We start from the raw sequence: 15,359 nt of genomic DNA, 5'->3' as shown, positions 1-15,359 counted from the left end.
TTTGTTTTTGTGTTCAGTTTTATATTGGGTTCCCTGCCTAGCGCAGTATTGGCAGATAATAAGGGAACAGTTGTCCGTGACCCAAACGGTACTTTCCTTTCCGTTAAATTCACCGTAACATCAAGTGCCCATTCTACCGGCACAGTTTATCGTACTACCGGCCTTAAAATCTGGATTGGCCCATATTATGCTTTCTTCGACCAGGCCTATTTGACAAGCAAAGGGTTCTATAGTTCCTCTACAACTGATACGGTTGATTTCACTGCATCGGAAATAGCACTACGATCCGGCGCATCGGTACAGCAAATTCGCGCTGCTGCAGATGATTTTAACAATGGCATTAATCTTGGCGCACAGATTAAAATTCTCCAAAATGGGGTAGTAATGGCCACGATTGAGGAGAAAGAGCAAGTCGCACCTGTATTTAATCAGTATGGCCTGGGGGCATACATAGCCGCGGCCGAAACTCGTTGGGGATATGCCTATGATCCGGTGGGTGCTTCCCGAACCCTGACCATCCAGATAGAAGGCCAGGGTAGCACTACCCCGGCCGGGAGTAAAGCACCGGGTACAGTTCATAAAAACATGTCCGGCTCCGTATCTCTTTTCGCTTCTCCTGCGGATGGCTGGAAGTTTGCCCAATGGGTAGACGTTACAGGTGGTATTGTGCAGTTCTCTACTAATCCAAATACTTCGGTATATATGGACAAGGATAAAACCATTCGCGCGGTTTTCATCCCCAATACCGCTCCGCCTGACGGGAAAAAAGAATATCTGACTGTAGTGCCCTGCACCTACACCCTTTTTGAAGGGGAATACAAGAGGTTTAGTGCCTTTCATCATAAAGCGGATGGCAGTTCTCAGGAAGTAACTAACAGTTCTGAGTGGAGCGTATCAAATAGTAATATTGCCAGATTATCAGCGATTACCAAGGGTGAACTCTGGGGGTTAAAAAAAGGCTTTGTTATTCTTAAGGCACAGTACAAAGGCATGGAGGCTACCGCCGATGTCACGGTTATTCCCGAGCCAGTTCCGCCGCCGCCTAACTATGCCCCGAAAGCTGATTTCACAATTAGTAATCCTTCCCCGGTGGAAGGGGAAAAAGTAACCCTAATTGATACCTCTACCCACGAAGGTAAAAAACATGGAGAAAGCATTGTAAGCTGGGAATGGAATATTGAGAAAATAGGTAGTGCTTCAGAACAAAATGCAGAAGCTACCTGGAATGAGGTCGGAACATATAAAATTACCTTACGAGTCGAAGACCAGGATGGGGACTCAGACTCTTGCACTAAAAGCGTAGTCGTAGGCCCAGCTCTACCGGCCGCAGTAATTACTACTTCCGCCGACCATATTATTATCGGACGGGAGATACATATTGATGGCGATGAAAGCACTGCAGCTATGGGTAGGGATATTAAGTGGGATGAGATGGAATGGAAGTTTTATAATCCCAACAATGCCTTAGCTTACGAATATACTGGTCGTTACCCGTTAGGGAAAGGCACTTCCGAAGAGAAGGATTTAACTAACAGCGTCTTAAATAAAACGGGTAATTGGAAGATCACGCTTAAAGTTAAAGATACTAACGACAATGAATCAGAGATAACCGAGAGGATAATTTATATTCATCCCGATAATCCCCCTGTGGCTGATTTCTGGTTAGCATCTGAGGCCATTCGTTATTCTTACCAGGGCTACGATCTGACCGTGCGTGATCTGAGCACGGCCGGAACCCCGGATGCATCACTGGGAGATGAGATCTATGAGCGGACCTGGACATTATATTATGATGCTAATAATGATGGCAATGCCCAAGGTTCCGGTGATGAAGTAATCAGGCCAGGGGATAAGGACAAAGCTGCTGAAATCATCCAGGCATCTATAAACGATTCCAGGCCGGTTATAAGGTTTAATAAAACGGGCAGGTATCAGTTGGAGTTGGCCGTCAAGGAACACTATGAAGCCTGGGGCGAGATCAACGAAGGCTTATCGGACAATACCGATAATAAAACCCTGGCAGATAAAAATATCATGGTAATCAACCTAGCTCCCACTGTAGCTTTTGATATCAAGAAAAAAACCCCGGTAGATGTTCTGTTAGCGTTCAAAGGGACAGATTGTGAACCGGGGTTCATATGTACAAGGCGGATGGCGTAAGCTGTCCGCCTTGTGCTGTTATGCGATATTTTCTTGCTCTGTGTTTTCCGCATCCTCTGCGGCGACCTGCTCCACGCTGTCCATGATGCCCACATCCCGGTAGACAATGCGGATGGCCTGTTCCGCGGTGCGGGAGTATTTGGTGCTCTTTTCGCCCACCTCAATCCGTGCGATAAAGAGCCGCAGGATTTCAGGAGTAAGCTCTCGTATCTCCGTATATTGCTTGGCTCTTTGGATGAAGGCATCCACATTGGAGGCAGAATCCACCAATTTTTGAAGCCGTGTCTCCTTGATAGGCATTGCCTCCCGCAATGCCTTCTGCTCATCATTGTAGTCTGCGGACAGCATACGGAACTGCTCATTGGTTACCCGCCCCAGCAAGTTATCTTCATAGAGACGTTTAAACAGCGATGTGAGTTCTGAATCTCTGCGCTTTGCCGCATCCAGCTCTCGTTGCAGACCGTTCATCTCTTTCCGCAGCTCAAAGGAATTTTTGCGGTTGATGTACTCTGCGAAGAGGACTTCTTTTTGTCTGGCGAAATGGGTCACCCTGCGCAGATCGTCAAGGATAATGCGTATCAGATCGTGTTCCCGGATGTAGTGTGAGGAGCAGACCTCCTTACCCCTTTTCTTGTAGGTGTAGCACATGAAGTTGTTTTTGACAGCCTCCATCGTGTATGCCCGGTGCAGGACAAGGGGTTTTCCGCAGTCGGCACAGAACACCAATCCGGAGAATAAATTCGGTTCCTCCATCTGCTTGGGTGTGCGCTTTTTCCGCTGGCGAAGCTCCTGTACCAAATCCCACTGCTCCTGCGTGATCAGCGCCTCATGGGTGTTCTTTACCAGAATCTGCTCGGACTCATCGTGGTAAACGGCTTTCTTGTTCTTGTAGGACAGGGTGGTTGTCCTCAATCCCGGCATGTGTCCGAGATAGGTTCTATTATCCAAGATGCCTGTTACCGAACTGGAAGTCCAGCGGTAGGGGCTTGAAGTATCCAGACTCTTGTGTTCTGCTCCCGTCCTGCGGTAATAGTAATTGGTGGGATTGAGCACCTGCTCCTGCGTGAGAATCCGGGCGATCTGGTTGGGGCCTTTCCCTCCCGCGCACAGGCTGAATATACGCTGTACAATGGGTGCGGTTTCTTCATCAGGAACGATGCCCTTGCGGACGCTTTCGTCCCTGCGGTAACCGTAGGGCGGTCTACCGCCGAGGATTTCCCCCCGCTCCGCCTGCATCCGCTTGACCGCACGAACCTTTTTGCTGGAGTCCTTTGCATGAAGCTCGTTGAACCAGTTCCTCATGGGAGTGAAGTCATTGCTGCTTTCATACAGGGAATCCACGCCATCGTTGACCGCAATAAAGCGGATGCCCTTCTGAGGAAAGAAGATTTCCGTGTAATACCCTACCTGTAAATATTCTCTGCCAAGCCTTGATAAGTCCTTTACGATCAGGGTTTCCACCTGATCCTGTTCAATCAGCCCCAGCAGTTCGTTCCATGAGGGGCGGTTGAAGTTGGTTCCCGAGTAGCCATCGTCATACAGGAATTTCACATTGGTGAAGCCGTTTTCCTTTGCGTATTTTTCAAGGAGCAGCCGCTGGTTCTGAATGCTGTTGGAGTCTCCCTTTAAGTCATCCTCCTGGCTGAGTCTGCCGTATAAAATCGTATATTTTTCTTGGTTTGCCATCATCAAAATCTCCTTTCTTGCGGCAAACCGGTACGGTACCACACATCATACCGCAACCGTTCCCGCAAGTCTACTGAATTCAAGCGGTATGTGCTTCCTTTTTCAGCTCGGCATCAATGACTTCCAACAGCCTGTCGGTAGGGGTATGGTCGGCTTGCGGCGGGAATACGGAGCAAATCCGAAAGCGGCGGCCCTCAATAACCATGCTTCTCTGAGCGGTGGTTTGGTCGGTATCGAAGCATACCAGTGCGTCCTCAAAGCAAGGCGCCGCCCTCCCGTTCTCCATTTCCTCATGTACGACCTCGGTAGTTTCATAGGCGCCGAGTACGCCTGTCTGCAAATAATGCTGTCCAATTTTTTGTTCTTTGTCCATCGAGTACTTCTCCTTTTGAAATTTTCCCCTGCGGATGCAGGGTATGTACTGCCGCCGGAGAAGGGCGGCAAGGGTTCATGTCAAAAGAAATCTTCGGATTCTTCCTCTGTCCCTGTGATTCCTTCGGTTTCCTTCACAGCCTTGGAGATGGGTACAAAGCCCTTCAGACGGTTGACCTGCTTGACTGCTTTCCCCCGCAGGCTGCGGTCAACATCATAGGGAAGCTCCATGGCGGTCGCCAGCAGCATATAGATTTGTGCCAGCTCCACGGCGATTTTGTAGGAGAGCTTGGAGAGATGATGCTCCAACTCCTTGATTTCACTGCGTTCAATTTTCTGATACATTTCTGTAAGCTCACCGGTAAACTGCCGCATCATATCCCGGCTGAGGTACTCCCGGATGGCGGCATTAATGAGCTCGGAGCGGCTCGCAAAGCCAAGGCCGGCATACTTTTCATCAGCAAGCTTTATGGTATCGCTTGGCAGGGACACGGTAATTTTCTCTGTCTTACTCATAGTCATCCTCCGATGGCAGGGAGTGCTGATGTGCATAGATGCTGTCATAACGGATATTGCCGATGGTGTTTTTTACATCCTTGACGCACTTGGTGCGCAGCCGTTTCAGCGTTTCCTCATTGGCTCCGGGGACAGTGGTGGCCGTCACATGGGCGACCATGGACAGCTCCACGCACAGGCGGAACAGCTGGCGGCAGATTTTTGCGTCCAGCTTTGTGACCTGATCCTCCAGAAACGCGAGGGTGGTTTTACTCATGTAATCGGCATCGCTCTGGCTGTGAAGATAGCCGAGATAGAACTCGGTTGCCGCACAGACAAAGGCGCTGCGGCTGGGGTAATCGTACAGAGGATATTCCGCATCCACCCGGGCAATGAGATCCGGCTTCATGTGAATCCCTACTTTTGCTTTGTTGCTGTCATTCATTGTGAAAATCTCCTTTTTGATTAAATTTCCGTTACGGATGTCCGGGAAAACAGCGGAATCACTGGACTTTCTGCTTCTTGGACTTCCCGGAGGAATACCCGTTTTGATTTCGGGCACCTTGTCCGACCACCGTACAATGCCGCTCTGCGCCCCGCTTATGCGGGACGCTGTGACCGTCAGGGGGCCGCCTGCGGGCACCTGACTTTATCCTGCTCATCCCTTCTACCGTGGGAATCGGCTCAATTTTGGGAGCCGATGCTCTTCCTCTACCGTCCCGCACAAAGCCCTCACGCTGCGGTTTTACTCTGGTTCGGTGCCCAGGATGCCGCCCTGCCGGTCAAAACGGCACACAGGGCGACACAAGGGGCAACGTGGGGCGATTATACCTCTCCTGACGGCTGTGACGGCAAAGACGGCAAATCTGTGGGGGCGTTTTCTTCCGTCATGCCGTCATTGCCGTCATAACGGAGGGTAAACTCCCGCCGGTCAAAGCTGCGTTGATCGGAATAGGAAATCCTGTTTTTCTGAAGATAGTCCGTGTGTTTCATAATTTTCTTCTTCAGCACCGCCGGGAGATATTCCGTTCCGCCAAACAGCTTGAGTCGCTCCGCAAGCTCGGTAGCGGTTCCGGTGAACACAACCGCCGATTTCATAAAGTCAGAGAGAAGAAAAATGATCTCATCCGCCTTTTGCTCCGCTGCGGCAATCGGACTCAGCAGTTCCCACAGGAAAGTATCTTTGTTGAACCCCAAGAACAATTCCCGGCTTTCGATATCCCTGCCGGTGCAGATGAGAGTTGCCGTTGTTTCTGTTCTTTTTTCTTTCTGCAGGATGAAGCTGCTGTCCGCGCCGCCCGCAATTCCAGTGGTGCCGGATATCATGTTCAACGGATCGCTGTCAGCACTTTTTCTCAGGTGATGAACCAGAACCATGGCAAGCTTATGCTTATCCGCAATCTGCTTGAGGGCATTGATGTCGTCGTAATCGGTGGCATAGGGATTCACATTTGCTGAAACAGTTCGGCGAATCTTTTGCAGCGTATCAATCACAATTAGCCCTGTTTTGGGATGCTCTTTGATGAAGCATTCAATCTGATTTTCCAAACCATGGCCGATGGTGTCGCTCATCACCGCAAAGTGCAAACTGGGCGGCGCTTCTTCCGTGAGGTCAAACAACCTGCTCTGAATCCGTGCGAAGCTATCCTCCAGACAGAGATAGAGCACCTCGCATTTTCGGGTTTCATAGCCCCACACCGGTTCTCCCTTTGCCGCCTGGAGACAAATCCAGAGCGCCAGCCAGCTCTTGCCGACTTTCGGAGCGCCTGCAAGGATATGCAGACCCTGCGGGATGAGTCCGCCTACAATAAACCTGAGCGGCTCTATGGGTGTGGTCATCAGGGTTTCCGCATCCATGGTTTCTAACTTATTTGTCATGCCGTATCACCTCTTTTCTTTTTTGCTGCTTTCATTGTAGAAAAGATTGTGGTATCCTTATATCGTGAATGGAAAGAATTTTATTTTTTATAAATCCATTCTTTGCTTGGAGGCGTGACATGGAGATTACCTATCCTTTTGCCAAGGTTTTTACCGACAGCACAAATAAGCTCAACATATTTTTTCTGCACGATGCCGAGCATTCCACTTTTCAGCAGATCGGAGATATCGGAACCGGCATTGTGGATTTCTGCGAGCTTGATTTTTCAGAGGTTCAGGAAAAAGTACAGGCACTGGAAACCATGGTGATTTCCAATGCCCACTTTAAAGATATTCAGACGGGATTTTATGAAGCGGTTGACTTGCTGAAAGAGAAGCACAGCTATGCACACTTTTTCTTAAACAGTGAAGTGGTACGGACACTCTGGGCATCCGAAAAATCCAAGGAAGAACAGATTGATTACTTGCTTTTCGTTTTTCATTACTATTTTGACTTGCAGAAGGGATACAATGAGGCACTGGAGTTCTGCCTGAGCACACAGGTGCTGACAAAGCAGACGCTTTCCGAACGGTATGTGATGTACTGCAATCTGCAGCCGAATTTTGCCCAGCACATTTTGCGTTCCATGTATGGGATTGCGCCGATTGCAAACGGGAAGTTCGACACGAGCAAGCTGATCCGGTTTGATGATCCCTCGGCGGCCGACACAAAAAAAGTCCTTCAAAATATTCATCGGGACAGCGGGCATGCCGTCAGCATGTGGCAGTATTTCGCCATTCAGAGTCTGGAGGAAATGCTTTACCTTGAGTTTATGGAGATGATCAAACGGGGCATCCGCATCAAGCGCTGTGCCCTGTGCGACCGGTACTTCGTTCTTGCGGACAAGCGCAAGCGGGATTACTGCGACAGGCCTTACAAGGGCAAGAGAACCTGCAAGCAGATTGGAGCAAAACAGAAGTTCAATCAGGATATCGAGGATCAACCCTGCCTGCAGAAATTCCAGACGATTTACAACCGCATGTACTCCCGGTATTACCGCATGGATGCCTTGGACAGCGGCCGCCAGACCAACAAACTAACCGAAGAACAGTTTAAGGCGTGGGCTGAGATTGCCTCCACAGCCCGCAGGGAATACAAGGCCGGTGAAATCAGCGGCGAGGAGTTGCTGGAGCGGATAAAGATAGATTAGCATAAATGCATAAAGCTCGGCTGAAAACAATTTGAAACAACGTGATTTCACCCTCTTGCAATCCTTTCCGAAGGACGCTAACATCAAGCAAACTTGTTAGGGGAGGGAATTATTTTGGCTGACTATGCTGCGATGTATAAGCGATTGTTTAACTCAGCGACTGATGCCATCGCCATTTTGCAAAAGGCACAGCAGGACACCGAGGAGATGTATATGGCTTCACCGGAGCCATATATTCGGGTGTTGGAACCGAAAAAGCCGGAGGATGATGAATAGCAACACAGAGGCGCGGTAGGAATATCCCCTACCGCGTTTTTTCTCATCTCTACGACATAATCCCCTTCAGCAATAGCTTCATACGTCTGCCGCTGCTTCTTCGTGAAACTGCCCGGATGCCATAACCGGCAAGCTCCTCCGTGTTCCGCAGGAGCAGCCGGGAAACCATACGGTCGCTGATCCTGTTTTCTTCTCTGCTGATAAGCTCCGAAAGCTCGGTGGGGGTTCCGTGGTATTCGGACTTGTCCTTCATAAAGTCAGAAACAAGAAAAACGATGTCCGGGAGAAGCAACTCCGGGTGCTCCCGGCTGTCGGAAACAAGCTCCCAGATGTTATTTTCATTGCGGCGGAGTTCAAGCTCCCGGTATTCAATGTCACGCCCGATGCAGGACAGGGTCGCCCTGCCGCTGCCCCGGCGTTCCTCCACCAGGGTGAAGCTGGTATCTACCGCACCCGACAAGCCTGTGGTGCCGGAGATACGGTTGAAGGGATCGTCGTCTTTTTGCTTTCTGAGATGGTGAATCAGCAGAATCGCAATCCTGTGTTTGTCCGCCAGCCTTTTGAGGGCGGTCAGGTCCGCATAATCATTTGCGTAGGAGTTGTCCGCCGCAGGCCTGCGGATCATCTGCAGGGTATCGATGATGATGAGCACCGTGTCGGGATGCTCAAGGACAAACTGATTTGGTGTTCGGAGAGGATATCCATTGTTTTATGATATTCCTCCAAGGTATTGCCACTGATCCCTCCTGTCCACAACTTGTGCGGGTATACATCCATTTTTGGGATTGAAAAACGTCGCTCAAACGACTATAATGGAAATGGAATTTTCTAAAAGAAAAGGTTGTTTGAGGATGGAATACATATCAGCGATAGAGGCATCTGAAAAATGGGGCGTTTCGCTCCGGCAGGTCCAGCGGCTTTTGGCCGGTCACCGGATCCCCCACGCAAAAAAATATGGTAGGTCATGGATGATTCCCAGGGATGCGGAAAAGCCTGCCGATCCGCGTAAAGAGAAGAAAGCGCTCGGTCACTCGCTGTCCGCCGACGTGTCCCGCGTCTTTGCCGCCACCTCCGCCATCCTGCCGCTCCCGATGCCGGGGGGCAGCCCCGGCGAAGTTCCGGATGCCATAGGCGAGGAGCGGCTGCGGCTGATCTATGAGGCGGAGCTGGCCTACCTGCGGGGCGACTTTGCGCGGACGATGCGCTGCTTTGAAAAAACCGAGGGTGACGATGCGGTGAGGCTTCGCGTCTGCCCCCTGGCAATCGCGGCGGCCGTCAGCCTGGGCGATTACCACGCCTACACCGGGATCGACGTCTACCTCAAAAGGTGTATCAAAGCCTATCCGGACGGCGTGATTGCCGCTATCGCGGAGCTTTCCCTTGCCACCGCCGCCGTAAGCGTCATCGCACCGAGCATGGCTCCCGGCTGGCTGATAGACGGGGATTTGAGCGCCCTTCCGCCTTCGGCAAGAACCAACGCCCTCTACCTGCGGGCAAAGTATTTCAACTGCACAGGCCGCTTTGACGCCATGCTTGCCACAGCGCAGGCCGCGCTTTCCCTCTCTGTCTCGGGGGAAGGGTTTATGACCCATGACATTTATCTGCGGCTGATGTGCGCCGTGGCCTGCCGCTATCTTGAACGCAATGAGGAAGCCCGGCGCTGGTTGCTTTCGGCCATGCGCATCGCCCTGCCTCACGGGCTTACCACACCGTTTTCGGAGCTGGTGACCGCGCTTGGGGGTCTTATGGAACAATGCCTGGAGCAGGAGTTCCCCGACCTGCACGACGCGGTTATCCATCAGTGGAAACGCACCTGGAAAAACTGGATCACCTTTCATAACCAGTTTACAAAGGATAACATCACGTCCATCCTGTCCCTGCGGGAATATCACATCGCCGTGCTGGTGGCCCGCCGCGTTCCATATGCGAAAATTGCGAAGGAGTATTGTATTTCCGTGGGAAGGCTCAAGAACATCATGCTGGAAATCTACGAAAAGCTGTACATATCCGGCCGGGAGGAGCTTGTAAAATACATTATGTGAGCCGAAAAAACGTGACTTTTTGAGGGTAAAAAGTCACTACCCGGAACGTGGATTTGCCCCTATGATGGTGTTGTTGAAACGCTATCATAGGGGTTCTTTTATGCCCTGGATGAAGGGAGCGGTGAAATGGGCGGGGAAAAGCAGCAGCCGTACAAGGTCTACCGGGTGGGGGGACGCAGCTTTCCCGTTTATCTTGAATACGACGAGCAGTTCGACGAGAGCTACCCGGCCTACCCGGATTTTGAGGAACGCCCGGAGTATACCGGCGAGGGCCGCCCCTTCGCCACGGCGGAGCAGGAGAGCTGCCCCCATTGCAAGCCCGGCGTCCCGGAAGAGCCGCCCCCCAGCGACTGCGGCGGCTGCGGCTGGTTTTACAGGGAGCAGACGCCCTATGACCCCATCGGCGTCTGCATGTGCGACGCGATGCGGCGCAAAACCAAAGGAAACAAGGAGGATGCAGTATGAAAAAGAGACGCTTCTTAAGTGCACTGCTGTGCGCGGCGTTTGGTGTTTGCGCCGCTGCCCGTGACCGCATTGGCCGGGCAGCCCAGTCCTCCGCCTGATGGGGGCGGCGGCGAAACCGGCGGGGCCCCGGCGCTTTTCATCGGTGTGCGCGGCGTCACCGAAGACAGCGCGGAGCTTTCCTTTACCGCCGGCGCGGACGGGGCGGTGTACTACACGGCAGGCCCCTCCCAGGAGCAGGCGCCGGACGAGTCCGCCGTCCTGGCCGGAGAAACGGCGGAGATAACCGCCGGTTCCGAGCTGACCGCTATGCTGGTCGGGCTGGCCACACAGACCGACTACACCGTTTACGGTCTGTTGGAAGACGCGGCGGGGAGCCGTTCGGCTGTGGTTTCGGCGCAGTTCACCACCGGCATCGAGCCTATGGCGGCGGATGCGGCGGATGTGCTCATGGGGCCGCTGGCGCTGGGCGTGGGCGCAACCTTTACCGCAAACACATCCGAGGGGCATACTTTAACCTATAAGGTGCTGACGGAGGACGCCGTCTCAAATACAGGAACGGTCCAGGTAGGCGACGGCACAAACACCGCCGTCACCGGCGGGGGATCGGGCAGCCTTACGATTCCCGAAACGGTTGAAAAGGATGCCGTCACCTATACGGTAACGGCGGTGGGTGATAAAGCGTTTTGGGGCTGTATGGGCTTTACCGGCACATTGAGCATACCCGGCAGCGTCACGTCAATCGGTACACAGGCGTTTGCCTCCTGCCGGAGTTTTACCGGCACGCTGACGCTCCCTGCGAACCTCATCTCTATCGGTACCGGTTCGTTTTCCGGGTGCAAGGGCTTTACCGGACTGGTCATCCCGGCCAAACTGGCCATCATTACCGGCTCGGCTTTTAACGGCTGCTCCGGCCTGGACGGCACGCTGATTATTCCGGACAGCGTCCTGAGCATTGAGGACAATGCCTTTAAGAATTGCACCGGGCTGGACGGCCTGACACTGGGAGCCGGACTGAGGATGATTGGATTCTACGCGTTTTCAGGCTGCTCCGGCCTCACCGGCACACTAATTATCCCAAGCGCTGTAACAGCACTCGGCCTGCAAACCTTTCAGGGATGCGCTGGCTTGAATGGCGTACGGTTTCTGGGGGATAAACCAATTCTTCCCTCTTCGATATTTGATGGCTGCGCCGCCGGGTTTACCCTGCAATACAATACGGGCACAACCGGCTGGAACGGCTATACCTATACCGGCAGCAGCCCCGTCACCATTATCGGGCTAACCCCGCCGGCCATTGCCGGACCCACGGCGCTGACGCTGAATGTGGGCTACGGCGCAACCTCCACGGGCGAATACACGCTCACAGGGACAGAACCCATTGTGGTTGAAAAGACTGCCGGAGATGCAAGCATCTCCTGGAACAACGGCACAAGAAAGCTGGACATCGCCGCGGGCCTTCCGGCGGGCAGCTACCCCGTTACGTTGAAAGCCGGCAACGGCGCTTTGCCGGACGCGACGCTGACATTCACACTGACGGTGCAATCGTCGTTCCTCCCCGCCTTCGCCGTTACAGGCAATACAGGGGGGTATACCTATACCTCCGGCGTGCTGACCTTTACGGCGCCCGGCGACTATACGGTATCTATGGCGGACGGCGTTACTTCTACGACGACGGATAAAATCGTCGCTGCGGGCGGAACCGGGGCGACGCCCATAAATATCACGCTTAACGGCGTAAGTATCGACGTATCGGCCATAAGCGGCGCGTGCGCGTTTGAGCTGACCGGGAGTGCCGCCGTGAACTTGACGCTTGCCTCTGGCAACAGCCTCAAAAGCGGCGACGGGAGAGCGGGATTGCAGGTTCCCGCTGGCACTTCGCTGACCATAGGCGGTACGGGCACATTTTCGGCCACTGGCGGCGACGGCGGAGCGGGCATCGGCGGCGGCAAGTTGGGCGATGGCGGCATCATCGCCATCACAGGAGGCGTGGTTACGTCCGATGGCGGCGACGATCCTTTCGGCGGCGCGGGCATCGGCGGCGGAGGTTGCGGCGACGGCGGTACGGTCACTATCAGTGGTGGCACTGTCACGGCTACCGGCGGCGACGGTGATCGTGGTGATGGCGCGGGCATCGGCGGCGGCACGGGTGGTGATGGCGGCTCGGTGGTGATTACGGGCGGCTCAGTAAATAGCAACGTCCAGAGCATACCTACCAACGGAACGGCCAACGGCATTCAGCCGCTCAGTCTGACGGAGACAACGCTTCCGGGCGCTTCGGCAGGAACGAAAGTCACCGGGCTGACCATACCCGGCGCTTCCTACTACGGCGCAAACGACCTGTTTACCGACGCCGACGGCAAGCTGTACCTCTGGCTGCCCGCAGACGCGGCGCTTTCGCAGGCGCGCACAGCGGATACCGTCTACAACAACGTTTCCGGCGCGCTCGTGGCCGATGCGGATAAACCAGCAATCGCCTCCGTGACGCCCTCCGGCGCGGGCGCGGCGCTTAGCGGCGATATTGCCGTTACCTTCAGCGAGGAAATGCGTACAGGCGCGGGAACGGTATCCCTGAACGGCACGGCGCTTGCGGGCGGGACATGGAGCAGCGGCAATACCGTTTTCACAATCCCATACACCGGCCTTGCCTACGGCACAGCGTACACGGTCACGATTTCCGGCTTTAAGGACTACTCGGGCAATACGATGGACGCGGATGCCACGCACAGCTTTACCACACAGGCCGCACCGGCGAGCCTGCCTGCCGTCACCACCAGCGCGACGGTAACGGGCATTACAGCATCCGGCGCGACGGTAACGGGCAGCGTCACATCGGACGGCGGCGCTGCGGTCACGGCGCGCGGCTTTGTGTACGGCACGGATGAAAATCCCGTCATCGGCGGCGCGGGCGTTACACAAGCGACGTCGGGCAGCGGCACAGGCGCTTTCACGACAAATATATCCGCCTTGACGGCAAACACCACTTACCATGTGCGCGCCTACGCCACCAACCGCGAGGGAACAAGCTACGGCGCGAATGTGACGTTTACCACGCTGACGGGCGGCGGCTCCTCAAATAACGATTCGTCCGACGACAGCGGTTCAGGCGGCCGCACCACCGTCATCATCCAGCCGGAAAAGAAGCCGGACCAGCCGGTCATGGCTGGATTGGGCGCAGCCCCGACAGTGAACAGCAGTGGGCACGCGACCGTGACCATTTCGCAGCAATCTGTCGAGGACGCCATCGCGAAGGCTCTGGCCGACGCGAAAGCGCAGGGCAAAACAGCAAACGGCATCGGCATCTCGCTCAATATCGACCTGCCGGATACGGCCAAATCCCTCGGGATCGTTCTACCCAGGGATACGTTGCAAAGCCTTGTGAACGCGGGCGTCAAACAGCTTGAAATAAACGGCGTCATCCTATCCCTTGACCTCGACCTGGAGGCCCTCAAGGAAATCCAGCGGCAGAGCACAGGCGACGTGACCATCACCATCAAGCCGGCGCAGAACCTTTCCGCTGCGGCGGAGAAGCTCATCGGCGCAAGGCCGGTGTACGATGTGTCCGTTAGCTACGTCAAGGACGGCAAGACAGTAAACATCACCTCGCTGGGAACTGGCAGCGCCACGCTCTCCATTCCCTATACGCCGGGCCAAAACGAGGCCATAGGCTACCTGTTCGGTGTGTATGTGGATACAAACGGTCAGGCAACCCGCATCTCCGGCTCCGCTTACGACACGGGCAGCGGGAGCGTCATCCTGGACAGCAGTCACTTCTCCATCTACGGCGTCGGCTACACAGCGCCCACGGAGAAATACACCGACATCGCCAGCCATTGGGCCAAGGAGAGCATCGACTACGCGGTTGGGCGCGGACTGTTCAGCGGAACCACCGATACCAATTTCTCGCCCAACACGGCCATGGACCGCGGAATGCTGGTCACGGTCCTCGGCAGACTGGCCGGAGCGGACGTGAGCGTCTACAAGACCAGCAGCTTCACCGATGTGGCGGCGGACAAATACTACCTGCCCTATGTGGAGTGGGCGTATAAGAAAGGGATTGTCAGCGGGATCGGAAACGGCAAATTCGCTCCCGAAAGAGCTGTCACCCGTGAAGAAATCGCACTGATCCTGCAAAACTACGCCAAAGCCACCGGCTTTCAGCTGCCCGTTACCCGCGAGGTCATCACTTTCGCGGACAACAGCAGCATCTCCAGCACCTATGCCGGTGCGATTAAGGCCATGCAGCAGGCGGGCATCATGGTAGGCGGCAGCGGCAACAAGTTCAATCCAAAATCCGGGGCCACCCGCGCCGAAGTCGCGGCCATGCTGCACCGCTACGTCAAGCTGACCATCGACCCCGCCACCGCCCAGGGCTGGGCGCTGAACGACGACGGCCGGTACATGTACTACAAGGACGGCAAGCCCCTCACCGGCTGGCAGACCATCGACGGCGTGAGGTATCATTTCTACAGCACAGGCGTTTTGCAGACCGGCTGGGTGAAGGACGGCAGCAACTGGCGCTTCTACTCCGGCAACAGGGCGCTGGTCGGTTGGTGGGACATTGGCAGCGAAACCAGCAAGAAACGGTATTACTTCGATGTAAACGCCGTCATGGTGTCGGGCAAATGGCTGGAGATCGATGACAAATGGTATTACTTCTACACGGACGGCTCCCTTGCTCGGAACACCAAGATAGGCGAATACGAGGTGGACGAAAGCGGTGTGAGAAAAGCGAAATAAGCTCATAAACGGAGCGTACCCGCAGGCTTTGACCTGCGGGCACGTATTCCAACTCTGT

The 15,359-nt window shown here is 54.4% G+C and carries 12 protein-coding genes; 6 read left to right on the top strand and 6 right to left on the bottom strand.

What is annotated here, in order from left to right:
• The first annotated feature begins 9 nt into the window (after window positions 1–9).
• Window positions 10–2,160, top strand: a complete 2,151-nt coding sequence (locus AAV90_RS02940) for a PKD domain-containing protein (RefSeq protein WP_207642036.1) — start codon at window positions 10–12, stop codon at window positions 2,158–2,160.
• Between the two features lie 18 nt (window positions 2,161–2,178).
• Here AAV90_RS02940 and AAV90_RS02935 read toward each other — a convergent pair whose 3' ends face one another.
• The 5 genes from AAV90_RS02935 to AAV90_RS02915 form a co-directional block, all read right to left on the bottom strand.
• Window positions 2,179–3,846 (bottom strand): recombinase family protein, encoded by a 1,668-nt coding sequence (locus tag AAV90_RS02935; RefSeq protein ID WP_341363006.1) that lies wholly within the window; start codon window positions 3,844–3,846, stop codon window positions 2,179–2,181.
• A 79-nt stretch (window positions 3,847–3,925) separates the two neighbouring features.
• On the bottom strand, window positions 3,926–4,219 hold the full coding sequence (locus AAV90_RS02930; protein WP_033117753.1) for a hypothetical protein: 294 nt from the start codon (window positions 4,217–4,219) through the stop codon (window positions 3,926–3,928).
• An 80-nt stretch (window positions 4,220–4,299) separates the two neighbouring features.
• Window positions 4,300–4,734, bottom strand: coding sequence for a ribbon-helix-helix domain-containing protein (locus AAV90_RS02925; RefSeq protein ID WP_242847466.1), 435 nt, complete (start codon window positions 4,732–4,734; stop codon window positions 4,300–4,302).
• Window positions 4,727–5,158 (bottom strand): hypothetical protein, encoded by a 432-nt coding sequence (locus AAV90_RS02920; RefSeq protein WP_033117754.1) that lies wholly within the window; start codon window positions 5,156–5,158, stop codon window positions 4,727–4,729. The genes AAV90_RS02925 and AAV90_RS02920 overlap by 8 nt, the downstream gene beginning before the upstream one ends.
• Before the next feature lie 380 nt (window positions 5,159–5,538).
• Window positions 5,539–6,591, bottom strand: coding sequence for an AAA family ATPase (locus AAV90_RS02915; protein ID WP_046495676.1), 1,053 nt, complete (start codon window positions 6,589–6,591; stop codon window positions 5,539–5,541).
• Between the two features lie 119 nt (window positions 6,592–6,710).
• On the opposite strand from AAV90_RS02915, the gene AAV90_RS15350 reads away from it, so the two are divergent.
• Together AAV90_RS15350 and AAV90_RS15075 are read left to right on the top strand one after the other, a co-directional pair.
• Window positions 6,711–7,781, top strand: coding sequence for a DUF6076 domain-containing protein (locus AAV90_RS15350; RefSeq protein WP_242847465.1), 1,071 nt, complete (start codon window positions 6,711–6,713; stop codon window positions 7,779–7,781).
• Between the two features lie 114 nt (window positions 7,782–7,895).
• Window positions 7,896–8,057: a hypothetical protein gene (locus tag AAV90_RS15075; protein ID WP_198142803.1), complete on the top strand. Its 162-nt coding sequence runs from the start codon at window positions 7,896–7,898 to the stop codon at window positions 8,055–8,057.
• Window positions 8,058–8,106: 49 nt separating this feature from the next.
• Here AAV90_RS15075 and AAV90_RS02905 read toward each other — a convergent pair whose 3' ends face one another.
• Window positions 8,107–8,709 (bottom strand): AAA family ATPase, encoded by a 603-nt coding sequence (locus AAV90_RS02905; protein WP_052729561.1) that lies wholly within the window; start codon window positions 8,707–8,709, stop codon window positions 8,107–8,109.
• A gap of 160 nt (window positions 8,710–8,869) precedes the next feature.
• Here AAV90_RS02905 and AAV90_RS15070 point away from each other — a divergent pair, with 160 nt between their 5' ends.
• The 3 genes from AAV90_RS15070 (at window position 8,870) to AAV90_RS15580 (ending at window position 15,301) form a co-directional block, all read left to right on the top strand.
• On the top strand, window positions 8,870–10,099 hold the full coding sequence (locus AAV90_RS15070; protein WP_207642035.1) for a helix-turn-helix domain-containing protein: 1,230 nt from the start codon (window positions 8,870–8,872) through the stop codon (window positions 10,097–10,099).
• A 126-nt stretch (window positions 10,100–10,225) separates the two neighbouring features.
• Window positions 10,226–10,564, top strand: coding sequence for a hypothetical protein (locus AAV90_RS02895; RefSeq protein ID WP_046495674.1), 339 nt, complete (start codon window positions 10,226–10,228; stop codon window positions 10,562–10,564).
• 42 nt (window positions 10,565–10,606) lie between these two features.
• Entirely contained in the window at window positions 10,607–15,301 is a 4,695-nt protein-coding gene (locus tag AAV90_RS15580) for a leucine-rich repeat protein (protein WP_157609479.1), read from the top strand.
• Window positions 15,302–15,359 lie beyond the last annotated feature (58 nt).

Source organism: Syntrophomonas zehnderi OL-4 (assembly GCF_000983115.1).
Lineage (GTDB): Bacteria > Bacillota > Syntrophomonadia > Syntrophomonadales > Syntrophomonadaceae > Syntrophomonas_B > Syntrophomonas_B zehnderi.
The sequence above is the reverse complement of the archived record's forward strand: the minus strand, read 5'-3'. Positions and strand labels throughout refer to the sequence as shown.